This is a genomic window from Petroclostridium sp. X23, assembly GCF_030013905.1.
Taxonomy (GTDB): Bacteria; Bacillota; Clostridia; order SK-Y3; family SK-Y3; genus X23.
Genome location: NZ_CP124862.1, coordinates 2,521,418 through 2,546,383, shown reverse-complemented (window position 1 = coordinate 2,546,383; position 24,966 = coordinate 2,521,418). Strand labels below are relative to the sequence as shown.

At 39.4% G+C, this 24,966-nt stretch carries 25 protein-coding genes, 5 tRNA genes and 1 pseudogene; 30 read left to right on the top strand and 1 reads right to left on the bottom strand.

Annotation, left to right across the window (positions count from 1 at the left end):
* Positions 1-5: 5 nt before the first annotated feature.
* The 7 genes from hslO (at position 6) to QKW49_RS12040 (ending at position 2,092) form a co-directional block, all read left to right on the top strand.
* Positions 6-902, top strand: a complete 897-nt coding sequence (hslO, locus tag QKW49_RS12070; RefSeq protein ID WP_282867791.1) for an Hsp33 family molecular chaperone HslO — start codon at positions 6-8, stop codon at positions 900-902.
* Between the two features lie 199 nt (positions 903-1,101).
* Positions 1,102-1,177, top strand: a tRNA-Val gene (locus QKW49_RS12065).
* A 94-nt stretch (positions 1,178-1,271) separates the two neighbouring features.
* Positions 1,272-1,348, top strand: a tRNA-Asp gene (locus QKW49_RS12060).
* 5 nt (positions 1,349-1,353) lie between these two features.
* A tRNA-Phe gene (locus QKW49_RS12055) sits at positions 1,354-1,429 on the top strand.
* Between the two features lie 49 nt (positions 1,430-1,478).
* A tRNA-Gly gene (locus QKW49_RS12050) sits at positions 1,479-1,553 on the top strand.
* A gap of 188 nt (positions 1,554-1,741) precedes the next feature.
* Positions 1,742-1,816, top strand: a tRNA-Cys gene (locus QKW49_RS12045).
* A 63-nt stretch (positions 1,817-1,879) separates the two neighbouring features.
* Complete coding sequence (locus tag QKW49_RS12040; RefSeq protein WP_282867790.1) at positions 1,880-2,092, top strand: winged helix-turn-helix domain-containing protein; 213 nt, start codon at positions 1,880-1,882, stop codon at positions 2,090-2,092.
* A 264-nt stretch (positions 2,093-2,356) separates the two neighbouring features.
* Here the strand turns inward: QKW49_RS12040 and QKW49_RS12035 are convergent.
* Positions 2,357-2,820, bottom strand: a pseudogene (locus tag QKW49_RS12035) (transposase); the annotation flags it as partial.
* A 262-nt stretch (positions 2,821-3,082) separates the two neighbouring features.
* Between QKW49_RS12035 and QKW49_RS12030 the strand changes: the two are divergent.
* The 23 genes from QKW49_RS12030 to QKW49_RS11920 all read left to right on the top strand — a co-directional run bounded on the left by QKW49_RS12030 (position 3,083) and on the right by QKW49_RS11920 (position 24,945).
* On the top strand, positions 3,083-3,259 hold the full coding sequence (locus tag QKW49_RS12030) for a hypothetical protein (RefSeq protein WP_282867788.1): 177 nt from the start codon (positions 3,083-3,085) through the stop codon (positions 3,257-3,259).
* Positions 3,259-3,534: a diguanylate cyclase gene (locus QKW49_RS12025; RefSeq protein ID WP_349239131.1), complete on the top strand. Its 276-nt coding sequence runs from the start codon at positions 3,259-3,261 to the stop codon at positions 3,532-3,534. Before QKW49_RS12030 ends, QKW49_RS12025 begins: the two co-directional genes overlap by 1 nt.
* 166 nt (positions 3,535-3,700) lie before the next feature.
* Positions 3,701-4,279 (top strand): TetR/AcrR family transcriptional regulator, encoded by a 579-nt coding sequence (locus tag QKW49_RS12020; RefSeq protein WP_282867787.1) that lies wholly within the window; start codon positions 3,701-3,703, stop codon positions 4,277-4,279.
* Positions 4,280-4,350: 71 nt separating this feature from the next.
* Entirely contained in the window at positions 4,351-6,996 is a 2,646-nt protein-coding gene (locus tag QKW49_RS12015; protein ID WP_282867786.1) for a PAS domain S-box protein, read from the top strand.
* Positions 6,997-7,013: 17 nt separating this feature from the next.
* Positions 7,014-7,406: a response regulator gene (locus QKW49_RS12010; protein WP_282867784.1), complete on the top strand. Its 393-nt coding sequence runs from the start codon at positions 7,014-7,016 to the stop codon at positions 7,404-7,406.
* Between the two features lie 306 nt (positions 7,407-7,712).
* Positions 7,713-7,934: a hypothetical protein gene (locus QKW49_RS12005; RefSeq protein WP_282867783.1), complete on the top strand. Its 222-nt coding sequence runs from the start codon at positions 7,713-7,715 to the stop codon at positions 7,932-7,934.
* A gap of 431 nt (positions 7,935-8,365) precedes the next feature.
* Positions 8,366-8,725: a response regulator gene (locus tag QKW49_RS12000; protein WP_282867782.1), complete on the top strand. Its 360-nt coding sequence runs from the start codon at positions 8,366-8,368 to the stop codon at positions 8,723-8,725.
* Between the two features lie 38 nt (positions 8,726-8,763).
* Positions 8,764-9,012, top strand: a complete 249-nt coding sequence (locus QKW49_RS11995; RefSeq protein ID WP_282867781.1) for a hypothetical protein — start codon at positions 8,764-8,766, stop codon at positions 9,010-9,012.
* A gap of 130 nt (positions 9,013-9,142) precedes the next feature.
* Entirely contained in the window at positions 9,143-11,086 is a 1,944-nt protein-coding gene (locus tag QKW49_RS11990) for a methyl-accepting chemotaxis protein (protein WP_282867780.1), read from the top strand.
* Positions 11,087-11,104: 18 nt separating this feature from the next.
* A complete protein-coding gene (locus QKW49_RS11985; RefSeq protein ID WP_282867778.1) occupies positions 11,105-12,580 on the top strand; it encodes a chemotaxis protein CheW in 1,476 nt (491 codons plus the stop codon).
* A gap of 95 nt (positions 12,581-12,675) precedes the next feature.
* Positions 12,676-13,755 carry a chemotaxis response regulator protein-glutamate methylesterase gene (locus tag QKW49_RS11980; protein ID WP_282867777.1) on the top strand — a complete coding sequence of 360 codons (1,080 nt, stop codon included), beginning with the start codon at positions 12,676-12,678 and terminating at the stop codon, positions 13,753-13,755.
* A gap of 9 nt (positions 13,756-13,764) precedes the next feature.
* Entirely contained in the window at positions 13,765-14,628 is an 864-nt protein-coding gene (locus QKW49_RS11975; protein ID WP_282867776.1) for an STAS domain-containing protein, read from the top strand.
* 25 nt (positions 14,629-14,653) lie between these two features.
* Positions 14,654-15,064 (top strand): STAS domain-containing protein, encoded by a 411-nt coding sequence (locus QKW49_RS11970; RefSeq protein WP_282867774.1) that lies wholly within the window; start codon positions 14,654-14,656, stop codon positions 15,062-15,064.
* On the top strand, positions 15,065-15,460 hold the full coding sequence (locus tag QKW49_RS11965) for an anti-sigma regulatory factor (RefSeq protein ID WP_282867772.1): 396 nt from the start codon (positions 15,065-15,067) through the stop codon (positions 15,458-15,460).
* 4 nt (positions 15,461-15,464) lie between these two features.
* Positions 15,465-16,499: a SpoIIE family protein phosphatase gene (locus QKW49_RS11960; RefSeq protein ID WP_282867771.1), complete on the top strand. Its 1,035-nt coding sequence runs from the start codon at positions 15,465-15,467 to the stop codon at positions 16,497-16,499.
* Positions 16,500-16,510: 11 nt separating this feature from the next.
* Entirely contained in the window at positions 16,511-17,506 is a 996-nt protein-coding gene (locus QKW49_RS11955; RefSeq protein WP_282867769.1) for an ATP-binding protein, read from the top strand.
* A gap of 42 nt (positions 17,507-17,548) precedes the next feature.
* Positions 17,549-17,959, top strand: a complete 411-nt coding sequence (locus QKW49_RS11950; protein ID WP_282867767.1) for a response regulator — start codon at positions 17,549-17,551, stop codon at positions 17,957-17,959.
* Positions 17,960-17,973: 14 nt separating this feature from the next.
* Complete coding sequence (locus QKW49_RS11945; protein ID WP_282867766.1) at positions 17,974-19,182, top strand: Hpt domain-containing protein; 1,209 nt, start codon at positions 17,974-17,976, stop codon at positions 19,180-19,182.
* Complete coding sequence (locus QKW49_RS11940; RefSeq protein WP_282867765.1) at positions 19,172-21,091, top strand: HEAT repeat domain-containing protein; 1,920 nt, start codon at positions 19,172-19,174, stop codon at positions 21,089-21,091. Before QKW49_RS11945 ends, QKW49_RS11940 begins: the two co-directional genes overlap by 11 nt.
* Positions 21,088-21,912, top strand: a complete 825-nt coding sequence (locus tag QKW49_RS11935; protein ID WP_282867764.1) for a protein-glutamate O-methyltransferase CheR — start codon at positions 21,088-21,090, stop codon at positions 21,910-21,912. The genes QKW49_RS11940 and QKW49_RS11935 overlap by 4 nt, the downstream gene beginning before the upstream one ends.
* 12 nt (positions 21,913-21,924) lie before the next feature.
* Positions 21,925-22,293, top strand: coding sequence for a response regulator (locus QKW49_RS11930; protein WP_282867763.1), 369 nt, complete (start codon positions 21,925-21,927; stop codon positions 22,291-22,293).
* A 15-nt stretch (positions 22,294-22,308) separates the two neighbouring features.
* Positions 22,309-24,540: a chemotaxis protein CheA gene (locus QKW49_RS11925; RefSeq protein ID WP_282867761.1), complete on the top strand. Its 2,232-nt coding sequence runs from the start codon at positions 22,309-22,311 to the stop codon at positions 24,538-24,540.
* Between the two features lie 36 nt (positions 24,541-24,576).
* Entirely contained in the window at positions 24,577-24,945 is a 369-nt protein-coding gene (locus QKW49_RS11920; protein WP_282867760.1) for a response regulator, read from the top strand.
* Positions 24,946-24,966: the final 21 nt, after the last annotated feature.

Sequence of the window (24,966 nt, the reverse complement as noted above, 5' to 3'; positions counted from 1 at the left end):
TGAATATGTCAGACTATATTGTTAGAGCCCTGTCAAGTGATGGTGGTGTCAGAGCTTTTGCAGCAGTTACAACCGATATGGTAAATCAAGCACACAAGATACACCAGACAAATCCTATTGCTTCTGCAGCACTGGGCAGGACGCTTACAGCTGCTGCAATGATGAGTACAATGTTTAAAGGGGAGAAAGATACACTCACTATCCAGATAAAAGGTGATGGCCCCCTTAGAGGTGTTGTAGCGGTTGCAGATGCAAATGCGAGTGTCAAAGGATATGTGTATCAGCCGCAAGTCGAACTTCCCTTAAAGCCAAATGGAAAACTTGATGTCTCAGGTGCAATAGGAAAAGGAAGTATTACCGTTATTCGTGATTTGGGTTTGAAGGAGCCCTATGTAGGCCATGTGCCTCTTGCTACCGGTGAAATTGCAGAGGATCTGACGCTATATTATGCGAGGTCCGAGCAAATCCCTTCCGCTGTTGCACTTGGTGTATTGGTAGATGTTGATTTATCTATAAAAGCATCAGGAGGTTTCATTATACAATTAATGCCGGAGGCAGACGATAAAGCTGCGGACAAGATAGAACAAGTGATATCACAGATTTCACCGGTAACTACCATGATTTCAGAAGGAATGCGTCCTGAAGATATATTAGATACGCTGCTTAAGGACTTTGAATGGAATATAACCGACAGGATTGAAACACGGTATCAATGTGACTGTTCCAGGCATAGAATTGAGAGAGCACTAATCAGTTTAGGAAAAAAAGAGCTGGAGGATATCATCAGTGAACAAGGACAAGCAGAGCTGACTTGCCATTTCTGCAATGAAATATACCATTTCGATAAAGAGCAGTTGGTGGAATTGTTAAGTAAAAGCCAGGGTGCTCAGAATGTGGAGTAAATGAGTTATAAGCAGGAGTTAGAGGATGAATTTAACGTATGTGGTTTAAAGAGATATAGTTAGTAAAGAAGAGATAAATAGAGAATGGTGTGTGCAATTAATTATAAAAGCTGAAAACCACATTATAAGGTGTTGACTTTATGCTAGGAATTTTGTATACTAATATCTGTCGCTAAACACGACACCTGATAATTGGTGAGGGCGCATAGCTCAGCTGGGAGAGCACCTGCCTTACAAGCAGGGGGTCATAGGTTCGAGCCCTATTGTGCCCACCAAATTCAATGAATAATTAATAGTGAATAATTATATACTATCGGTCATAATTACTAAAAACTATTAACTATTCACTACTAGTTATTACTATTAAGTGGCCCGGTAGTTCAGTTGGTTAGAATGCCAGCCTGTCACGCTGGAGGTCGAGGGTTCGAGCCCCTTCCGGGTCGCCATATATGCCTCTGTAGCTCAGTCGGTAGAGCAGGGGACTGAAAATCCCCGTGTCGGTGGTTCGATTCCGCCCGGAGGCACCATTGTAATTAATAAGGTATTATTGTTAATTACTGAGTGTTAATTAGATGTGCGGGAGTGGCTCAGTGGTAGAGCGTCACCTTGCCAAGGTGAACGTCGCGAGTTCGAATCTCGTCTTCCGCTCCATCCAAAAAAATAAGAGACGCAAGTTGCTGTCTTTTATTTTTTTGAAATAACACTATAGTATTTGATTACTATAGAGACTTGTAAAAAATAAATATTGTAATATTGTTTAACTTAATGAAATATAAATGAATAGGATTGACAAATTAACGGTATTCATTTATAATAGTTAAGGCTAAATGATATAATATGGCGCCATAGCCAAGTGGTAAGGCAGAGGTCTGCAAAACCTTTATTCCCCAGTTCAAATCTGGGTGGCGCCTCCAAAAGAAAATCCTCAAAAGGCTTAACTTTAAAGCTTTTGAGGATTTTTGTTTTAGTTAAATTCTGTGGGACTTATTGGTAGATACATTAAGCGTGAATACGGGTATAATTATTCTATCCGTGGAATAACCAAAATGCTAGAGCTAGACCGCATGGGACTTTCATATACTCGACCACCCTATGTACTTGCTAAGGCAGACAAACAAAAGCAAGAGGAATTCGTTCAGGCATTTGAGAAGCTAAAAAAAGCTGCTGGATGGAGAAATGATGTTAAATGAATTTGGGCAGATTGTACAAAATAAATGGCTAAAATCAGCAGAAATACAAAAGGAAATAAGGATTAATAAATTTGTTGTATTGCCGAAGCATTTCATGGAATATTGATTATTAACAAGCAACATGCTGTAGGGCCGTATGGAAATACGGCCGAAATAGAAACCGTTAAGCAGTCAGGAAATATAGATCAAAAAAAGAATCCAGTTCTGGCGAAGGAAAAAAATAACCGGACGTATTGCCATATATTTCAATACAAGTAAGCCTTGTTAGTGGCTCAGAGGTGTTAACACCTCCAAGCCTAACTTATGAGCTTCAGCAATAATCCTTCGAATCCGATTAGATCGCTGCTTGCTTCTTACTTGTTCAAAATGTACATCATCGTAATCTGTATCATGTTTTAACATATTGTAGATTATGACAAGAATTTTTCTTGCTTGCTTTTGAACATAAGTATCTACAGCTTCGGGTGTTATGTTTCCACGAATTGCCAAATGGTTAACAATTGCTCAACCTGATACTCTAGAAATGTCGAAAGCTTAAATCCACAGGATTGTAAATGCTTTTCTACTCGATTTTTATGGCTGCAAACTTCTTCAACGATGCATTTACGGTAACGAGTTAAATCTCTAAGTTCCCGTATATCGCTAGAAGGAATAAAACTTCCATTAAGAAGACCTGCGCGTAGTAATGTAGCAATCCATTCGGCATCCTTCATATCGGTCTTCTTTCCACTCCTCTCCCCAAGCTTGATGATATAATCCGTGCGGACAACTATGAACTTAGTGCTGCTGGTAACATTGATATCTATTTATCTGAAAACACGTACAGGGAAAGATACGTCTTTTATACAAAAAGAGAATAATCATTCAGAGGAGTATATTTTGCATAGTGCTGATGGAGCCTGTCGTGCTTAAGCTCATGAGCGCAAATAATCTTTTGCATCCCTTCCTCCTAAGAACAATTAATCACTATGTACCGGAACCGCCTATCATATGTATGTGCAAAAAGCTTTTGAAATCGGCTGTGATGCTGTTGCATCAAAACCGATCAATACCGGACAGTTAGCTGTTGAAAGAGATAATATTTTAAAAGAATTAGCAAACCTATTGAAGAAAACATGCAGGAACTTTGATGTTGTTTCAGAAACGGGGGAGAGGAGTTTTCCGTAATACTTTTTGATTGCCCGGCTAACCAGGCAATAGAAGTGGCTGAACGTGTAAGAACAACGATTGAAAAACATGTGTTTATACTGAGATCAGGACAACAGCTTAAGATTACTTTATCAATAGGTGTATCAAGTTATCCTGACACAACCCTGGACTTGAGCAATTTGAAGGAGCAGGCAGATGCAGCTTTATATAATGCGAAACTCAAGGGAAGAAACAAGGTGGTTCTTGCTAATTTTTATGAGGAAAGGCCTAAATTATTAACCCGAAATGCTTAAAGCATTAAAGTATAAAGGTGAACATCCGGCAGCTTCAGTAGCTAACCTTAGTTATTATAATGTCTATAAGCTGACAGTGCAATACTTGACAAGGGATAGTTGCATATATACAATTAATACAAAAAGACTAGGTGAGTGGTTACTCGCCCGGATGCCGGGGGTTAATATGAGCTTCTACATAAAGCGGAAAGAGGGAATCATCCTTACTGCAATAGAAATTATTGACGAATTGGGTTTTCAAGGTCTGTCAACAAGGGAAATAGCTAAAAGACAGGAGATTGCTGAGGGGACTTTATACAAGCATTATCGCAGCAAAAAGGAGATTATTCTAGCTGTTTTGGACTATTATTCCATGTTTGACGTTGATATTAAGCAGACCATTGAAATGAACAGGTTTTCTGCCAAAGACAGTATTACATATTTTATCACAAGGTTTGCCGAATACTATGAAAGCTACCCTGCCATGACTTCTATTTTACAATCCTATGAGGTACTGAAAAATGAGGCGGGAATTGCACATAGAATCATAGAGATATTTGAATTGCGCTCCAATCTTATCACATATCTCATTGAGAGGGGAATAAAGGATGGCGAAATTAGACCTAACGTCGATAGTGAAAGCCTTTCTGATATCATTCTTGGTACTTTCAGAGCAATCACCTTGAAATGGAGAATAAGAAAGTATAGCTTTCCGCTCAAGGAAAGGATTCTTACAGCTCAAAACTATATAATGGAGACTTGCTAATCATATATTGGGTTTTTGGTGATTCAAATGTAAGTGAACATACCCGAGGAATAGAGGATAAGAGGGTGAAAATGATGAACGAATTAAACACTATAGAGGTACTTACTTGTATAGGAGAAGGTGTGACCATTACCGATTCGGAGGGGGTAATAACTTTTATGAACGCTGCTGCCGAGGAGTTAACGGAATGGTCATCACGAACAGCTATTGGAATGGATTTTGACAAGGTGTTTTCAGTAGTAAATGTCAATACTGGGGAAGCTGTAGAAAGCCCAATTGCTATGGCTTTGGATGCTGGAACAGCTGTCGGACTTCACAATCATACCGTTCTAATTTCAAGAAGCGGGATAAAAAAATTTATATCAGCCAATTGTTCACCTATAAGGAATTCCGAGCAGAATGTTACGGGTATTATTATAATTTTTCGCGATATTACCCGGATTAAAATGATAGAGGAGGAACTTTGCCAAGAACGAAACAATTTAAAGATCCATTTTGAGTCAAGTCCATTGGGAATGGCCATAGTTGACAGAAACATAGTTATTAAGCAGGTGAATCCTGCTTTTGTTAAAATGACGGGAAGTGGTTATGGAGGAATTTTCGAGCCGAGATTAGGGTCCGGGATCGGTTGTTTAAATAGCTTTGAAAAAAGATGCGGGGAAGCTGAAAAATGTGCACTTTGCGATCTTAGAAAATCAGTAAGGCAGGTTCTGCAGTCAGGGGAACCTCTCAATGATGTAATTATTCAGCAAACCTTAATGGTTAACGGGAAAATTCAAAAGCCATGGTATAAAATTAACTTTGTACCCGTTGCTGTATTTGGGGAAAAACAGGTTATGATAGTCATTGATGACATTACAGGACAGAAACGGAATGAAGAAAACGTTCAGAAAGCAAGAGATTACTACTTAAGTATATTGGAATGCTTTCCTGCAATCGTATGGAGGATTGGGCTGGACAATCAATGTAGTTATATAAACAGGCAATGGACAGAGTTCACGGGCGTACCAGTAGAAAAAGGTCTTCAAGGAGGATGGATAAACTTTATTCATCCCGAGGATATTAGTAAGGCGAGGGCTAAATATTATGAGGCATTTAGGGAGCGAAAGCCATATAACGTAGAAATGCGGCTGCAACATTTAAGTGGAGAGTATCGTTGGGTATTAAATATGAGCAGACCGTTCTATAATATGGAGGGTAGTTTTGACGGGTATATAGCTTTGGCCTTTGACATAACAGATCAAAAAGCTGCTGAAAAGCAATTAGAGAAAACAAAAGAAACTGCAGAGAGCGCAAATAGGGCAAAGAGTGAATTCCTTGCAAATATGAGCCACGAAATTCGTACTCCCTTGAATGGAATGCTTGGAATGCTCAATTTGACATTAATGTCAGATCTCGATAATAGACACAGGGATAATCTAAAAATAGCGAAATCCTGTGCCGACTCACTGCTGAAGATAATCAATGATATCCTTGACTTTTCAAAAATGGAAGCAGGGAAGTTGATCATTGACAATGAGGACTTTAATATTTTTAGATTAGTTGAGGATGTTATAAAAGCGCACTCTTTTCAAGCCTGCGAAAAGAGTCTCTCACTGGACTATCAGTTTTCGGCAGGAATACCGACATATTTAATAGGTGATTCCATAAGGATAAAACAGATATTGGATAATCTTATCGGAAATGCATTAAAGTTTACTGAAGATGGGGGTATTATATTATCAGTAAAAAAGCATTCTAAGAAATTAGACAGTTTTGAGCTTTTATTCAGCGTGTCCGATACAGGCATTGGGATTGCTAAAAGTGAAATAGATCGACTGTTTCGGTGCTTTAGTCAAGTGGATGGTTCCATTACCAGAAAATTTGGTGGAACAGGCCTTGGGCTGGCAATTTCAAAACAGCTTGCGGAAATGATGGGAGGTACGATCTGGGTAGAAAGCAAAAAGGGAGAAGGAAGTACTTTTTTCTTTACGTTACCTCTAAAGGTTGGACAAGTACCTGTAAAGAAAGAAGTCGATCAGAACTTGGTTAAAAAACCGAATATTCCCCTGAAGATCCTTCTGGTAGAAGATGATAAGGTAAACCAGATTGTGTTTCAGCAGATGCTGTCCGATAAGGGGCATACTATGCAAATTGCATCCAATGGCAAAGAAGCCCTGGAAATTATTAAGAAGGAGAAATTCGATATTATCTTTATGGATATTCAAATGCCGGAAATGGATGGTATTGAAATAACTCAACGTATCCGGCAGATGGAAGGCGGGACAAAACACGTCCCGATTGTCGCAGTGACCGCATATGCTTTAAAAGGAGATAAAGAGCGCTTTTTGTCTCTTGGTATGGATGAATATCTGGCAAAACCGATGCAGATGGAAGCGCTATTCTCCGTGCTTGACAGGTATGCTAAGAAAATAAAGGAGATGGATATCCTAAACTCACTACAGGCGGATGAGAAGGTCATGAATCCAATGGAAACCATTGATCTGCACGAAAGGATAGGTCAACATATCCGGAGCATGAAAAAAGCGCTGGATAACAACGAAATACCGACAATAGAGAAAGAAGCTAATATGCTTAAAAAGCTTGCTGCCAGTATTCAAGCAGATGAGTTGAAAAGAATTGCTTTCACCATAGAACTTGCAGCAAGACGTGAGGATTTGAAAAGTATTATACGTGAGATGCCGAGAATAAGGAACGAGTTTGAAAATATTTCGTAAACAAGGAGGAACTCGGAATGAGAATACTGATAGCAGAAGATGACCTGGCCAGCCGAAAGTTTATATCCAAATTTATGTCTTTCTATGGTGAATGTGATGTAACAGTAGATGGTATTGAAGCAATTGAGGCATTTATCCTGGGGCTTGATACGGGAAAACCCTATGATCTGATATGCCTTGATGTAATGATGCCCAAAATAGATGGAATCAAGGCAGTAAAAACAATACGAGAGTTGGAGGCTGTCAGGGGAATTGAAGAGGCAAAACGTGTAAAAATTATAGTTGCGACTGCTTTAGGAGAGACCAGTTATGTTATGAGTGCTTTTACAACAGGGTTGGAAGCCTATGTAAATAAGCCGATTGATCTGGATAAGCTGGAAGAATCCATGAAAAAGCTGGCGTTGCTTTAGGTATATTGAGTGAGAAAGATACTGGGAAATAAGCAGGTGGGGATAGTGGTGACAGGATTGAAAACATTTGAAAAGGCATTTAACCTGGAAAGCCATCAGGTTGTTTATTTCAATTGAAAATTCTCCTTGGACAGAAATCGAACAACTTTTCCCATATTATTCTCCATAACATAACAAAATCCTACTTAATTCTACACCAAAAAAAGACTATAGGACTTGACATGTAGGACTATAGGACTATATAATGAGTACATGAATATATTGGGTGAGTGAACGCTCGCCTGATGGCGTCATGGGTGTGTGGTTGTGAGCAGCTACATAAAACGAAGAGAAAGCATTATCTTATCTGCGATAGAGATCATAGACGATCTGGGTTTTCAAGGCATGTCAATTAAGGAAATCTGTCGTCGTGAGGATGTTACAGAAGAGACTTTGTTTCAGCACATCTATAGATTGCGAAAATCTTTCAGATATCATCCTGGGTTCATGCAGAGAGATTACGTTAAAGTGAAGGATGCGCAAATATAATTTCAAACTGAAGGAACGTCCGGCATCAACCTTGGACATGATCTTAAAAGCATATCTATATCCTGGTTGCTAGTACATTTCATGTTTCTATATCTAGCATACTTAGTGAAGTATAACCAATTGGATTGCAGATACAAATATAAGTGTAAAGTAGACATAAATCCGTATTGAATCAATTGAAAGATGACTTGGCTAAACGATAGCTATGCCAAAAAGTTTTTAGAGTGTCTTTAGTATCAGGAATAACTACTTTTTGATGATAACAGTACCAAATTGAAAATATTGTAGATGTAAATAATTTAATATAGATACCATTTTATGTAAAAATGTTATGTGAAACTATTAATGCAAGCCTGGATATGGTTAATAATTAATGAATTATAACAGATAGCACCAACAGGGTATTACCTGTTGCTTGGAAAGGGGTTATTATGACATCTGTATTGATTGTAGACGATGCTGCTTTTGTCAGGATGCAGCTAAAACAAATGCTGGAGAAAAACGGATTTCATGTTGTTGGTGAGGCGGAGAACGGAAAGATAGCATTAAAGAAAATACAGGAACTGAATCCGAGTATTGTTACACTTGATATTACCATGCCTGAAATGGATGGAATTCAGTGTATGCAGGAGATTTGTAAATTGGAACATAAACCTGTAGTTATTATGGTTTCTGCCATGGGGCAGGAGTCTTACGTACAAAAGGCGATTTTGAGTGGAGCCAAAGGGTTTATAGTAAAACCATATAAGGAAGAGGTCGTGATAAAAAGCCTGACCAAATTTAAAAAGTAAACATACCAATACAAAGATTTCGAAGGAGGGTAATTTAAATGCTCCAACTGATGGATGAAGAATTCTTAAAATACATAAAAAGCAGCGAATCTGAAGTTAATACGCTGGCGGAAATTCACAGGATACTTGTGCAAAACAGAATTATATGCAGTATAGAAGAACTCCGCCAGAAAATCGTACCGCTGCACCGGGATGGTTATTTGGGAAACGAACCTACAGGGGATGGCGTGAATATGTATTACATCATTTTCTGCCCGGATGATGGAAGTGATAGTTCAATGACTTAAAATGGCTTTATTTTTACCGGATGATTATGTGCTTGGAATATGGAGAAGTGCATGGTCTATATTTTAGTACATTTTATCAATAAATTCATTTCAATTAAAACAGTGAATAATTTTAGGAGGTTGAATTGGTATGGAAAAAAAGCTTGCAAAGCCTTCAAACGACAGAACTGCAAAAGGATCTGCACATGTATCAACAGCAACAGATGAAATGGAGAGAAAGAGAGAACTTGCCAGAAAACAGGCACAGGACAAGGTGAAAGCCAGGACACTGGCTAAGCAGCAGCAGTTGGCTGAAAGAATTGCAGTAGCCACGGAACAGCTTGCGTCAGGAATAGAAGAAGCCAGCAGCGCTGCTGAAGAACTGGGCGCAACAATGGAGCAAATTTCCAAGGGAGCAAATGAGGCATCTTCTGCAGCAGAAGAATCTAGAGCTGCCATCAACCAGATAGACAAGTCATCAGTTGTAGCAGATAAAAATGCGAAGGATTCCTTGGAAAGAGTTGAAACCGCAAAGGAACTTATTGAGAATACAACAAATGACATAGAGTTAATGGTCAAGGGGATTAAAGAATCAGCGGATACTAATATGGAATCGGTCAAGTTGGTAGGAGACCTTGAGAAGCAGTCCAACGAAATTGGGGAAATTGTACAGGCAGTTGTCAGGATTGCTGACCAGACCAACCTGCTTGCGTTGAATGCCGCTATAGAAGCAGCTAGGGCAGGTGAGCATGGAAAGGGCTTTGCGGTTGTTGCGGATGAAGTGAGAAATCTGGCAGAAACCTCCGAAAAATCTGCAAGAAATATTAGAGAATTGGTTACTGAAATACAGGATAATGTAAAGATTGTCGTTGTAGATATCGAAAATGCGGGCAAGGCTGCCAATGATGAAGTTGAGAAAGCAAAGAAAACTACTGCGGACCTTATAAAGATCAATGAAGAAATTGTATTGGTGCAAAAGGGTGTTACCGATGTTACCCAGTATGCAAGCGATTCAAACAACGCAACAGGGGAGTTCCTGGGTATCGCTGAGCAGATTGCAGCGGCTGCCGAGCAGCAAAGCAGTGCTGCGGAGGAAGTAGAAAAATCGATTCAGATGCAGAATAAGGCGTTTAATGAGCTGAATGCAGGTGCTGGGGATTTGGCCCAAATGGCTGAAGACCTCAAGGTATCTACAGATGCTCAGAAATCCTCTGAATCGCTGGCAGCAGCTTCGGAGGAACTATCTGCAAACGTGGAGGAGGCTAACTCCACAGCCGCTGAAATATTAAAAGCGATGGAGCAGATATCTTTAGGGGCCAAGGCTCAGGCGGAGCTTACCGATAAAGCTTCAAATCTGGCTGAAAGACTTGCAGCAGCTGCAAAGCAAATGAATGAAAGAGCAGGCTTTTCAGGAGATAAGATCACGGAACTCCAGCAGCTGCTGGAGGCTAATAAAACTGCGGTTGACAACATGATTGCCGGTATTTCATCTTCTGCTGAATCCAATGTGGTATCAGCCAGGAATATCAAGAGCCTTGAGGAAACCACCCGGAGGATCGATAAAATTGTCGATGCCATAGTGAATGTCACTATACAGACAAACATGTTGGCTGTAAACGGCTCTATTGAAGCAGCAAGAGCAGGCGAGTTTGGCAGAGGCTTCTCTGTAGTTGCCGGGGATATAAGGGCACTTGCCAATGAATCTGCAGAAAACACAGATAAAATTAAAGATCTTGTAAGAGGCATACAAAACCAGATTCAAAGAGTATCTGCCGACATTGATCTTTCGAGTAAAACCTCTTTCGCAGAGGTAGAAAAGTCAAGGAAGACAACACACAACATGAATTTAATCGTAGAGAATATGATGAAAATACTTGCGGGAGCCAAGGAAATTCAGAAGGGCTCGGAAGAGTCTATGGTAGCTCTGGAACAGGCAAGAAAGGGTGTTGAACAAATTGCTGCAGCAGCTCAGGAGGCTAGCAGTGGAGCACAGCAGGCATCAACCGCAGCCTCTGAACAGGCAAAAGGGATGCAGGAGCTTGCAGAAGCGATTGAAGAGATATCCGGATTGGCTGATGAGCTTCAGAATATGTAAAGAATGGAGGGGATAGTTATGGCTTCTGGTATAAATAATACCAGCTTTACAGAGCGCCAGCTAGTTACCTTCCTGCTTGGAGAGGATGAGTTCGGTGCTGATATCATGGATGTGAAGGAAATCATCAGGGTTCCTGATATCACAAAGGTACCGAATGCTCCTGGATATGTCGAAGGGGCCTGCAACTTAAGGGGCAACGTCTTGCCGATTATTGACGGAAGAACCCGGTTTAGTCTGGAAAGAAAATTAAAGGATGAAAACAGCAGGGTGCTTGTAATTGATGTTGAAGGCAGGGCTACTGGAGTTATTGTAGATAAGGTATCCGAGGTAATAAGGGTAAATACTGTAGATATTGAAGAGCCGCCACAAATCGTTAAAAATCTTGATTCTGACTACCTTAACGGTGTTGTGAAACTGGACAATGGAAACAGGCTTATAATGCTTTTAGATGTTGCAAAGGCTTTAAGAGTCAATACTGTCGGGAAAGAACGGATAAACAATTATAATGAAAACCTGCAAAAGAATAGTGTTATGACAAATAGTTCCGGAGCAGAGTCCATAGACGAGGAACAACTGGTTTCGTTCCTATTAGACAAAGAAGAATACGCGATTGGAATTATGAAGGTTAAAGAAATTATCCGTGTGCCTCAAATTGTAAAGGTTCCAAATTGTGAAGCCTATATTGAGGGAGTAGTTTCCATACGCAATAATTTGCTTCCGATTATAAACCTAAGAACTTATTTCGGAATGAAACATGTGGAAATGAATGACCACACGAGAATACTTGTGGTGGATATGGGAAGGTTTACAGCAGGAATCATGGTGGACAAGATTTCGGAGGTTCTGAGAGTACAGTCAAATACAATCCAGCCTCCGCCCAAATTCTCCATACAGAGCGGGGAACAGCTTAAGGGCGTGGCAAAACTCAATAACGGTCAAAGAATGATTCTGATGCTTGAACCTTCAAAACTGATTTCTGCTGATGAAGTCTGTGCAATAACCGGTAATACGGGAGCTTGTGAAGAGCAAACAGAGGAGAAGAGCATTACAGGTCAAATCCTTGATGAAGAGCAACTGGTGACTTTTAAAATTGGTCTGGAAGAGTATGGAATAAAAATAGCAAATGTACAGGAAATCAACAGGATGACGGAAGTGACCAAAATACCCAGGGCACCTTATTATATTGAGGGTATAGTAAACCTTAGAGGCAATGTAATCCCTGCTCTGGATTTGCGAAAACTCTTTAATCTTAGTGAGAAGGAAGTAACGGATGCCACAAGGATTATCATCGTGGATTTCAATGGAAAGCGAACCGGAATTGTGGTAGATTCGGTCTCAGAAGTACTAAGATTTGAGAAGACGTTGATTGAAGAGCCGCCGGATATTTTAAGCAGCGGCATTGACAGTGACTATGTAGAAGGTGTCGGGAAACTCGATAGCGGCAAAAGGATGATTCTGATTCTGGATATTGGCAAAATATTGAGTTTCAGTTAAGTTTCAGATTTTCGGGCATTTCCCCGGGGTCATACAAGTTTTATGCTCCGGGGGTTTAGCCCTATTTATCTTAAAAAAGGTGGTAGGTGAACTTTGTGAGCGACAAAATAAAAGTGCTGATTGTAGATGATTCTGCTCTGATGCGAAAATCGCTGAAAGAGATCATCATGACTGACCCAATTCTTGAAGTCGTAGGTACTGCCAGGGATGGACAGGATGCTATCGAAAAAGTCCAAGATTTAAATCCGGACGTAGTTACCATGGATATTAATATGCCGGTGATGGACGGATTAACCTCCCTACAGTATATACTAAGCGAATACCCTCAAACACCTGTTTTAATGGTAAGCTCACTTACTTCCGAGGGGGCGTTGACTACTTTCGAAGCCTTGGAACTCGGAGCTTTTGATTATGTTACAAAGCCCTCCGGAACAGTATCCTCCAACCTGCATGTAGTAGGCAGGGAAATTATCCAAAAAGTGAAACTGGCATATAAAAATGTAAACAAGAAAAATATACGAGATAGGGCAACAAGACGCGGCAGTTCTTCAGTAGCACCTAAGATATCGATACCTGTAAAAAAAACGGTTTTGCAAACAAGCGGAGATTTGACAAAAGTAGTAGTAATAGGTATTTCTACTGGTGGGCCGGGTACACTTATGGAAGTGCTGCCGATGCTTCCACCGGACCTGAGAGCGGCCGTAATCATTATACAGCACATGCCTCCATCTTTTACTTCTTCCTTTGCAAAGAGATTAAATGCTGCATGCAGGATTCCGGTAAAGGAAGCAGAAGCCGGAGATGTTCTGCAAAACGGAAGGGGGTTTTTGGCACCAGGCGGATACCAGATGGTAATTCGCGGAGAGGGTGGAACTATAAGGCTTCCGAGCAGCCCGCAAACGGTTTTCATGCCCTCTGTAAATGTGACAATGGAATCGGTACTGGATACTTTTGGGGGACAGAACGTCATCGGAGTCCTTATGACAGGGATGGGGGATGACGGGGCAGACGCAATGGTAAAGATTAGAAAAGCAGGAGGTGTGACCATTGCGGAGGATGAATCTACTGCAGTGGTTTTTGGTATGCCGAGGGAGGCTATAGAAAGAGGTGGCGCAGAAATTGTGGTACCATCTTATAAAATTGCGGATGCTATAACAAAAGCGGTAAGAAAATAGGAGGAAAACATGGATAACTTAGCCAGCAAAAAAACGAACACAGTATTGAAGCAATTAAAAGACAGCTTAACGGGAAATTGGATTGAATACATCCATCGGAAATCGCTGATTAAGAAAGGACTGTTTTCTGAAAATGAAATAAACAGTCTTTGCGACAAAATTGTTACGGCATTTTTAAAGTTTATAGAATATGAAGGGGATGTGGCGTTAAAATCAATAGAACTTAATAATGTGAAAAAAATTCTGTCGGATTATTCCAAAATTACTGTATCCAAAGGTCTAGGTCAAGTTGAGGTCAGCAACTTTATATTTTCACTAAAGAATATTATTTTTGATGAACTAAATAAAATAGACTGCGACGACAATACAAGTCTGTATAAGGAGACCGTTAGAATTTCCGAAGTTCTTGATAAAATGGGCTTATTTACTTTTGATCTATATGTAAAGGAACGTGAAGAAATCATCCTCCGCCAGCAGCAGGACATGTTAGAATTATCCACGCCTGTAATACAGGTATGGGAAGGTATTTTAGCCATACCCCTGATTGGGACCCTGGATAGTAAAAGAACACAGATGATTATGGAAAAGCTTCTTGAAATGATTGTTTCTACTTCGTCGAAGGTTGCCATTATTGATATAACCGGCATCCCTACAGTGGATACGCTGGTGGCAAATCATTTGTTGAAAACAGCAAGCGCCACAAGGCTTCTTGGAGCAGAACTCATTATTACCGGAATCAGCCCGGTTATAGCCCAAACCATGATTCACCTGGGAGTAGACCTGTCGGGTATTACTACCAGAGCTGTGATGGCCGATGGTATAAAGCTGGCTATGGAATTGGCAGGATTTAAGGTCGTCAGGCTGGTGAAGTAAATTAAATGGAATGGAGCATGAAGAGATGAATAGTATCCCTCTAATTTTTATTAATAAAATATTGATAATCTCTCTTCAAGGAGATATTAATGACAAAATGGCTCTGTCGCTTCAACAGAGTGTTCTTGATAAAATATATACAACCGGTGCTAAGGGAATACTTCTTGACATTTCACTGCTGGACATTGTCGATTCCTATCTGGGAAGGATTATTACCGAGACGGTAAAAATGGTACAACTTTTGGGAGCGAAAGCTGTTTTGACCGGTATGAAGCCGTATGTTGCAATAACCCTGGTAGAGTTAGGTCTGGATATTGATGGCGTAGAAATTGCTCTAAATGCAGATTTAGGAATTAAAATACTTGAAGATCACATAAAAGCCGGTGATATTGAAGAAATGTTCTCCGAAGACCTGGATGAACAGGGAGTGGATTAAATGATATTATTCGAAATTCACATAAAAGATGAGAAGGATATCGTGATAGCCAGGCAAAGAGCGCGGGAAGCAGCAAAGAACATGAAGTTTAGTATTACAGATCAGACAAGGATCATTACTGCTGTCAGTGAGTTATCAAGAAATATTTATGAATATGCTTCTACCGGTACTGTAACTATCGAGATTGTATCCAATAGTACAAAACGAGGTTTGATGATTTCTTTCCATGATGAAGGCCCGGGAATACCGGATGTAGAGAAGGCTTTAAGTGAAGGTTATACTACAGGTAAAGGAATGGGGTTGGGACTTCCGGGGAGTAAAAGGTTAATGGATGATTTCAGCATTACCTCACAACCAGGTAAGGGAACAAAAATTATAATCAAAAAGTGGCTTTAGGGAGGTGGACCCTATTAATGAATATGAAGTGCGGGGCACGTATGACATAGGATTTATAAGAAGGCAGATAGCAGACAAGATGAAGAGTCTTAATTTTTCCGATAAGGAAATCTCAGAGGTTTCTATTGTTGTAAGCGAACTGTGCAGTAATATTATTAAACATAATGCAGTGGATGGAAAGATTCGGTTTTTTGAGATTACTGAGAGAAGCAGGGTTGGAATCGAAATCGTTGCAGAGGATAAGGGTCCGGGAATTGAAGATATCGATGAGGTGTTAAAAGATGGCGTGTCCAGTAAAGGTACAATGGGCGGTGGATTTGGAGCTATAAGACGCTTTAGTGACTTTTTTGAGATTAGATCAAATACAAAAGATATTGAAAACAAAGGTATGCTGGCGGGTACGATGATAACAGTAAGAAAATGGAGATTCACATCAATTGATGCATCAGGAACAGGCAGTTCCGAAATTAAAGTTAGTGTGATGAGCAGGCCACATACTGGTTTTTCAGTAAACGGTGACTGCTACTATACAAAGGGTTTTGGGGATAGAGAGATTATCGCTGTTGTTGATGGCCTGGGCCATGGAATGGAAGCACACGAAGCCGCAAGCCGTGCTGTAAAAATAATCGATGAGAATATACATTGTTCTATTGATGAAATTATAAGAAACATGAATATGGCACTGAAGAATACAAGAGGAGCTGTTGTAGCTCTAGTTATAATCTATAAATTCATAAATGAGTTTGAAATGATATCTATTGGTAATATCGACTGCAGGTATATAGCAGGGGGTACAACCGAGAAACTGCTGTCTTATAATGGTTATGTTGGAGCATACCGCGGAAGCTGTAAAGCTAGAAAACATAATTATAATAAAGGGGATATACTGGTATTATGTTCAGATGGTATCTCCTCCAAATGGGAAATAGATCGTTATTCCCATGGTATCATAAATAGTCCATCAGTATTATGCAGTACGGTTTTCAAGGAGCATGCAAGGCAAAACGATGATGCGACAATGCTGGTCGCGGTTCTGTAAGCGGTGATTCCATGAGTAGAGAATATTTGCTTTATTACCTGCTGTTTCATAAATTGAACGAAGAGAATAAGAGCCTTAAAAGAGAAGTCAAGGAGCTAACCGAAGAATTGATGGAAACCAATACCGGGGTTCTCGCACTCATACAGGAGTTTGAAAAAAGCAGTAATGAGCTTCAAATAAATGATAAGCAAAAGGCAGAATTTTTAGAAAAATTAAGAAAATCAAACAAGGAACAGATTGAAAAAATTAAGGCACAGGAACAAGCGTTAATCCAGGCGGATAAAATGGCCTCTTTAGGTCAATTGGTTGCAGGTGTAGCTCATGAGATCAACAATCCGACCACTTATATTCGGGCAAATATTGAGCTGCTGCAAAAATATTGGAATATAATAGAAAATACCAATGTGATGAATAGTGACAGATTTATTCCATATGTTGATGAGTTTAAGGATACTTTAGAGTCAATGCATAAGGGTACTGACAGGATTATGGATATTGTCAGCGGATTGAAATTTTTTTCAAGGCAGGAGAAGGTGGCCTATGAAGTCTTTGACTTGTATGGATGTTTTATTGAAGTTTACAAGCTGATAAAAAATGAATTTATCAGAAATAAGATAAACTACTTTAACAATATTGATAAGGACAGGTTTTTTATTAATGGATCCCGACAACAGATGGAACAGATTTTTATCAACTTGTTTTTAAACTCCATTACAGCCATTAAAGTATCTGATTCTAGTAAATCAGGGTTTGTGGAAATAGATGTAAAGAGAGAGGGTATGAATACCTTATCCATTAGCGTAAGGGATAACGGGTGCGGTATAGGTGAGAAGAATTTAAATAAAATTTTTAATCCCTTCTTTACCACAAATCAAGCCTTTGGAGGTACGGGGCTTGGGTTATCCATCGTATATGGGATTATCAAGGAGCACGGTGGGAATATACAGGTCAGAAGTAAGGAAAAGCAAGGCACAGAATTTATTATTACCTTACCGGAACATCAATAAGTGACATGTAAACAAATTCACATAAATAAGTGGAGGGACCTTATGAAGCAAAAATATAAAATACTGATCGTGGATGATGAAGAGGGCATTGTAGGTTCAGTGAAAAATCACCTGAAACTGGAAGGATATACGGTGGATACGGCGCACAATGCTGCAGAAGCTTTTGAAAAAGTCAAAAAAGATAAGTACCATATCGTGCTCACAGATATTGTGATGCCTGAAATGGATGGTATTGAGCTGCTCCGGGAAATAAAAAGCTATGATGCTCTTACCCAGGTTATTATGATGACCGGTTATTCCACCATGGATAAAACGCTAAGTTCACTTGAATTTGGTGCAAATGACTATATTCTCAAACCCTTTAAAAGTGTCGAACACGTGATTCGGATTATTGACTACTCTGTACAAAAACTGGAGAGGTGGAGAGAGTCTATTACCCATATCGTGAAATAAAGGTGGTGGCTATTATGGATGCTGTATTACAAGTTTACATGGAAGAAACCGAAGAATTAATGCAAAAGGCAGAAGATTGCATCATAAGACTTGAAACGGAATATTCATCTGTAGATATAAATGAACTGTTTAGAATAGCCCATACCATTAAAGGCTCTTCTCACATGGTCGGATATGAGGATATAGGGAATCTGATGCATAAGGTAGAGGATATGCTTGATTATGCAAGGAACGGTTATATATTATTTGACCAAAGTATAGTTTCGATGTGCTTTGAGGGCTTGGATACAGTTAAAAAGATGCTTGATAATAAAAATCGGACATGTTCCCTGGAGATTAAAGAAAATCTGGACAGTGCCGCCTCCAGAATCAGTGAGATGATCGAAGCTTTTATTAGGGTAAACCGGAAGCAGAAGGAAAAAGTAGCGGTCAAACAGACTGAGACAGGGATCGTTTCTTCCCTTTTAAATCAAAGGACAAAAGGAAAAAACAAGTATTACATATCTATTTTCATTGAAGAGGATGCTCCCATGGTATCCCCTGTATTCATGATGATTATAAAAAACGTTGATGAAATCGGGTCCCTTATATATTCCAGTGTTTCAGACCATTATTTTACAGAATGTTCAGTTGATAACGAAATAAAAACCCTGGATATTATTATAAGTACTGATATGGAGGAGGCTGAACTGTACACCAGCTTTGCGTTGATTTACATAGAAAGAATCAATGTAGTTGATTTATCCAGGAATAAACTCCAACAGAGGGACGTTTATCTGAATGATGGAGGGGTGGATAAAATAAGCTGCAGCTCTTTTAGGCAGGACTTGTTCGAGGTTTATAATAAATATTTGCTGAGGACGTTCAAGCCGGAAAAGGATGGGTTTGTTAATCAGATGAAGACTTTTGTTGACTCGATCAAAAAAGTATCAACTGTAATGGTTTTGGTTGATACCAGTCAATTGACCATCATTCATGAAAGTGAAATAAAAGAACTAATCGAGATTCAGAGGCAATTAAACATAGACAATATTGAGATGGCAATCGTAGTAGGTGGTCCATACGTTAGAAGAATTATGAATATTTTTGATTCTATTCGGTTAATTGAAGAATTCAAGATTTATAGAAATGAGATGGAAGCGATTCAAATAGTGCTCCAATCTGATAGATGCTTTCAGAAGCTTAGTAAAGTTGTAAAGGACGTGTTATCTAATGAAGAATAGAGATGAAATATTCAATGGACAGGAACTAACTGCTCTCATTGAAAGTCTCGCTATGGAAATTGATGCTGATAATAACGGGCAGGATCTGGCGGTTCTTATTCAGAGCCTTACTTCAGAAAAGGATAGATATAAACAGGAGAAACTTGCACAGAAAATCGGACGTGTACAACTTGAAAGAACTGCTGAACTTGTTACCGATCTGCTTTATTCAGATGATGCATATATTAGGAATTTGGCGATTGAACTGCTTGTAGCGTTGGGTGATAAGGCTTTGCCGGCACTGAAAGCGAAACTGTGCGATAAAGACAGGAACATTAGAAAATTTGCATTGGATGCTCTTAAATATATTAACGGAAAGAACAGTTGTAAAATTGCTCTTGCAGCACTGGACGATCCGGATGAAAATGTTGTGGAAGCAGCCTTGGAAGTTATTGCTGAACAGAAATACGAGGATGCTGCAGGTAAGCTCCTGCATATACTTGATAACACAAGCAGCGTATGGGTTATGAACTCAATTTTAAGGACTTTTGAAAAACTAGGTATAAAAAAAGTTTCAGAAGACATTGCAGATAAAATATTTTCCATGAATGTTTCTACTGTAGAAAAAAATATTTTAATGAATACATTTGTAAGAGCATTGGGAGCCATCGGTTCACATTCTGACATTGAGAGGATCCTTGAAAAGTATTCAAAAGATTATAGCATTGATGATGAAAATCTGGTCTTTAGTCTTTGCAGCCTGATCGTTAATAACAAGATATGCAGGCTTTCTGAAAAAGAATTGGAGGAGCTTGAAAGAGTTTTCAAAGAGCATTGGGACTACAGGGATTCAGATCATGTACTTATTTCGATTACTGCCTTTGTTCAACTGCAGATGGATTTCTTCCTTCGGAATATTAAAGAAATATATGATTTTAACAAGGGAGAGGAATTCTTCTTAGAAAACCTCAGTGATCTCTTGCATAAGCTTGACCGCATTCCTGCTTCATTTATAAAAGAAGTACTGGAGTACAAGGAACCGGATTTAGTATTGATGGGACTAAGACTTATATACAAAAAAAGGATAGAGGGCTTTAACAGCATTATAGAGAAACTGTGCAGTTCTCAGGATGGGAATATTTCCAGCCAGGCTATAGGCATTGTTGCGAAAATTACTTCGTATAATAATCCACTTCTACTTGAAAGTCTGACGGACTTTAGTGATGAAGCAGAGATTGCTTCTGTTGAGAGTAAGTGTGCAAGTGGGATGCAGGATGTTGATTTCCTTTTGATAAAGCTGGAGCACCCAAGCAGGAAAGTAAGAAAAGCTGTAACCGAGAAGCTTGTATTGCATAAAGAGGAAGTAAGCCTGGAACAGCTTGAAGAGATTGTTTGGCGTAATCCGGGAGAAGAAGGTATGGAAGCTCTGGAAGTTCTGTTCAGACTGAATACCGATATTGGTTGGAAACATGTTAATACCAGGATGGACAGCAATAATGAGGGTGTCCGGGCCGGATTGATAAGTATAGTTGAATACTCTTCAGAGGGTGAGTTCTTTAGTTTTATGAATACAATGATCAACGATCCGTCTCCAGTGGTCAGGAAAAAAGCAATAAAAGCTTTAATTAAAAAAGTTGATGTCAGAAGTTTAGATTTACTGGAAAAATTGTATAACGATGAATCCAGTATCGTTAACAGGATGGATATTGTCTCAAACCTGCATAAATTTAAAAATGATGCTGCTTTCGATATCGTAGTCGCTGCTGCCAGCAACAAAGATACCTTAACAAGAATTGCAGCTGTGAGAGCACTGGACTTGTTTGATAATAGCAGGGCAGAGGCTGTGTTGCAAAGCTTATTGGAGGACCCGGTAGAAGAGGTACGGGAAGCGGCCAAAGAAGCTTTGCTAAAGACAGAGGTGGGAAAATGATACTAACAGACGAATTGTATGATAAATTTATAAAATTGATTTATAACAAAACGGGGATTCATTATGAGTACAACAAGAAGTATTTTGTACAAAAAAGAATTGAAAAGCGTGCTGAAATGCTTGAAATCAGCAGCCTGAATGAATATTTTGTCATGTTGAAATTTGCAGAGGATGTCCAAGAGTTCGATCAGCTAATTAACGACCTTACAGTCAATGAAACGTACTTTTTCCGTGATTTTCCCCAGTTGCGCAACTTTGCAGAGGATGTACTTCCCATATTTGAGAGGGAAAATGAAAGCAGGAAGAAAATCAAGATCTGGAGTGCAGCTTGCTCTACAGGAGAAGAGCCCTATACCTTATCGATTATACTCCAGGAAATACTTGATAAATTTGATAAATGGGAGGTTCAAATCATTGCATCCGACATCAACACTGAAGTATTGCAATTTGCGAGAATGGGAATATATGAAAGCAGATCGGTAAAGGATGTACCTCCTGAATATTTGGAGAAGTATTTTACAAGACGCCACGACAAGTACCTGATTAATTTGAATGTAAGAAAACCGGTGACGTTCAAGCGGATTAACCTTATGGATGAAGATGAGATGAGCAATATTACCGGATGTGATTTTATATTCTGCCGGAATTGTTTGATCTATTTTAATGACGAGTCAAGAAAAGAGGTTTTAGCCAACTTTTATAATTCTTTAAATTCCGGTGGCTTTATATTCTTAGGTCATTCGGAATCGGTAGGAAGAATATCATCGGCCTACAAGGTGCAAAGGATAGGGGATACCATCGTGTATTCCAGACCAAAGTGAGGTGTGAAGAATTTGAAGCAGAATGAAAAAAAGAAAATATTAATTGTGGATGACTCTGAGATGGTCAGAAACTTCCACACTTATATTTTGAAAATGTTCGGATATCAGGTGGGAACAGCTGAAAATGGTGCAGTAGCCTTGGAAAAACTGCTGACCGGAGACTATCATCTACTGGTAACAGATATCAATATGCCTAAAATGGATGGCTATGAGTTAATTCGAAACGTACATGCCCAGGGAATAGATATCCCAATTATTATTGTTTCAACCGAAGAGGAGTATAAAGTCAGCGATTGTGGTATAAATAAGGATCCCGGCATTCATATGGTAAAGCCTACCGATCCGGAGAAACTGGTTTCAACCGTCAGAAGGCTTCTATAATGAGGAGTGTGAATTATGAGCAGCAGGGTTTATATAGAAGATATTGATGTAGTCAAAATGTTTATCGATGAGTGGATGGAATGTCTTGAAGGCCTTGAAAAAGAAATTCTGAAGCTTGAAATCCATTCGGAAGATACGGAATTGATAAACAATATATTCAGAAGGGTCCACAGTATAAAGGGCGGTTCATCCTTCGTAGGGTTGTCGAGCATAACCAGGCTCAGCCATGAAGTAGAATTTACATTGGATGCTATTAGAAAGAAAATAGTCAGTGTAAATACGGAGCTTATCGACAGTTTGCTTTTATCTGTGGATTTTTTAACTAGCTATATCACTCAATTATTCAACAAGCTGAAAGAACAGGATTTCACCAGTGAAAACGATGCAATCTATATGGATTTTGAGAACGAGCAGGACGAAGAGCCGGTACTTACAAGCCTCAAGCAGGCACGTGACAAATGTGAGAAGCTGGAGATAGAAAGCAGGAATTATGAGGAACTCCCACAGGAAGGAACTGAACTGGATATACTTCAGACTGAGGAGTTCAAGAAAGGCCTGGCTGAGGGAATGAGAGAACAGTTTCTGCTTGAATGCACAGAGCATATCGAGCAGATTGAGAATCATTTACTGATCGAGCTGGACAAGAATGGGAATGACAGGGAGACTATCAACGAAGTTTTCAGAGCTGTGCATAGTGTCAAAGGGGGGACAGGAATATATCTTGCGGCGTTACTTCCCCAGAGTCCTGCCTACTTTGGTTTAAGGAAGTTCTCTGAGATTATCCATACTTTTGAAAGCTTATTGGCTTTGATAAGGGATAAGGGATGTATGTTCGAGAAAGCCCTTATCGATTTGAGCTATATAGTAATGGATTATTCAAAGCTGTTTATCACCTCTGCAGCATCAGAAGAATTCAGTGAACTGCCTGACAGCAGCATTCTTGACAAAATCAAAGAGCAAATGACGCTGTTGCAAGTACAAACAGGTAGTGTGGTACAGCTTCCGGAAGAAGCCTTGCAGCAGGAAGCAGTAAGAACAGAAAACGCAAAATTAAAAAGTAGTGTAACCCAGAGTATCCGGGTCAGTCAGGAAAAGATCGATAAGATGATGAATATGATTTCCGAACTTCTAATTGCAAAGAACTCGTTTATGCATATTTCTGCAAAATTAAATATTGAATATGATCTGCCAGAAATGTCCAAGGAAGTAAAGCAAGTGGGAGCCTATGTAAACAGGATTTCAGATGAATTGCAAAATGCTGTTATGTCGATAAGGATGGTAGAAATAAAAACTGTATTTCAAAAAATGCCAAGGGTTGTCAGAGATATTGCCCAGAGTACCGGGAAAAAGATGGATTTAATTATGGTAGGCGAGAGTACGGAAATTGACAAAACCATCGTTGAGCAGATTAGCGATCCTCTGGTGCACTTGATTAGAAATGCTGCGGATCATGGCATAGAGAGTATAGGAGACCGATTAAGGAAGGGAAAACCGGAAACAGGGAAGCTTGTTTTGCGAGCATATAACAAGAATAAGTATGTATACATTGAAATCGAAGATGACGGAAAAGGAATAGACGCTGACAAGATAAGGGAGAAAGCCATTGGAAAAGGGTTCATTACCAGTGCGGATGCCGAAAGGATGAGCCGTAACCAGCTGGTAAATCTTATTTTTCTTCCGGGTTTTAGTACTGCCAAGCAGATTACTGAAGTCTCCGGTCGAGGAGTTGGTATGGATATTGTTAAAAGCAATATTTCAAAGATCAACGGCAATATAACCATTGAGAGTGAAGTGGATAAAGGAACGAAAATGATCATACAATTGCCGCTTACTCTTGCCGTGTCGAGAGGCCTGATTGTAGAAGCAGCGGGTGACAGTTACATTTTTCCTCTGGAATATATCACTGAGACTGTAAAAATTCAAAAGGCAAATATCCATGAATACAAAGGTAAATATTTCACATACCTCAGGGGGGATGTAATCGGTGTTGACTGGCTTTGTAGAATATTTCTCACAGGAGACAAGGATGATGCACAGGATGAGCTTAATGCTGTTATCATCTCAAATGGTGCTGAGAAATATGCAATCATCATTGACAAGTTAAAAAGTGAGCAGGAATTTGTCGTAAAGACATTAGATGGTCAGTTGGCAGCTATTCTTGGGATTTCTGGTTCAACACTGCTGGGGAATGGTAAGGTTGTGTTAATTGTAAATCCTATCGATATTCTTCAGCTTGTTCATAACTAGTAAAACAATTTTTCATTAGGAAAGGAAGCGGTAAATGTGAGTAGTAAGAAATTAATGATTGTAGATGATTCACCCGCGATTCATTTAATTATTGAGAAAGCTGCAAAGGCAAATGGATATGAGGTTTGCGCTCATGCAAAAAATGGAGATGAGGCAGTGAAACAATTTGAACTATCAATGCCGAATGTGGTGACTATGGATATAACTATGCCTATTAAGGACGGCCTGGCTGCATCAAAGGATATACTTGCAAGATATCCGGATGCTAAAATTCTGATGCTCAGTGCAATGGGGGATGAAGAACTGATTAATGAGGCGAAAAGTATAGGGATATCACGCTTTATGAGAAAGCCCTTCAAAGGTGAAGAAATAATAAATGAAATTAACAGTATGTTGCAAATATAAAGTGAAGTCACTGTATTAAGG

Bases quoted from the DNA above. Each gene is read 5' to 3' on its own strand.
- hslO (WP_282867791.1), top strand. From the start codon at position 6: ATGTCAGACTATATTGTTAGAGCCCTGTCAAGTGATGGTGGTGTCAGA.
- QKW49_RS12030 (WP_282867788.1), top strand. From the start codon at position 3,083: ATGTATGTGCAAAAAGCTTTTGAAATCGGCTGTGATGCTGTTGCATCA.
- QKW49_RS12020 (WP_282867787.1), top strand. From the start codon at position 3,701: ATGAGCTTCTACATAAAGCGGAAAGAGGGAATCATCCTTACTGCAATA.
- QKW49_RS12015 (WP_282867786.1), top strand. From the start codon at position 4,351: ATGATGAACGAATTAAACACTATAGAGGTACTTACTTGTATAGGAGAA.
- QKW49_RS12010 (WP_282867784.1), top strand. From the start codon at position 7,014: ATGAGAATACTGATAGCAGAAGATGACCTGGCCAGCCGAAAGTTTATA.
- QKW49_RS12000 (WP_282867782.1), top strand. From the start codon at position 8,366: ATGACATCTGTATTGATTGTAGACGATGCTGCTTTTGTCAGGATGCAG.
- QKW49_RS11995 (WP_282867781.1), top strand. From the start codon at position 8,764: ATGCTCCAACTGATGGATGAAGAATTCTTAAAATACATAAAAAGCAGC.
- QKW49_RS11990 (WP_282867780.1), top strand. From the start codon at position 9,143: ATGGAAAAAAAGCTTGCAAAGCCTTCAAACGACAGAACTGCAAAAGGA.
- QKW49_RS11985 (WP_282867778.1), top strand. From the start codon at position 11,105: ATGGCTTCTGGTATAAATAATACCAGCTTTACAGAGCGCCAGCTAGTT.
- QKW49_RS11975 (WP_282867776.1), top strand. From the start codon at position 13,765: ATGGATAACTTAGCCAGCAAAAAAACGAACACAGTATTGAAGCAATTA.
- QKW49_RS11970 (WP_282867774.1), top strand. From the start codon at position 14,654: ATGAATAGTATCCCTCTAATTTTTATTAATAAAATATTGATAATCTCT.
- QKW49_RS11965 (WP_282867772.1), top strand. From the start codon at position 15,065: ATGATATTATTCGAAATTCACATAAAAGATGAGAAGGATATCGTGATA.
- QKW49_RS11955 (WP_282867769.1), top strand. From the start codon at position 16,511: ATGAGTAGAGAATATTTGCTTTATTACCTGCTGTTTCATAAATTGAAC.
- QKW49_RS11950 (WP_282867767.1), top strand. From the start codon at position 17,549: ATGAAGCAAAAATATAAAATACTGATCGTGGATGATGAAGAGGGCATT.
- QKW49_RS11945 (WP_282867766.1), top strand. From the start codon at position 17,974: ATGGATGCTGTATTACAAGTTTACATGGAAGAAACCGAAGAATTAATG.
- QKW49_RS11940 (WP_282867765.1), top strand. From the start codon at position 19,172: ATGAAGAATAGAGATGAAATATTCAATGGACAGGAACTAACTGCTCTC.
- QKW49_RS11935 (WP_282867764.1), top strand. From the start codon at position 21,088: ATGATACTAACAGACGAATTGTATGATAAATTTATAAAATTGATTTAT.
- QKW49_RS11925 (WP_282867761.1), top strand. From the start codon at position 22,309: ATGAGCAGCAGGGTTTATATAGAAGATATTGATGTAGTCAAAATGTTT.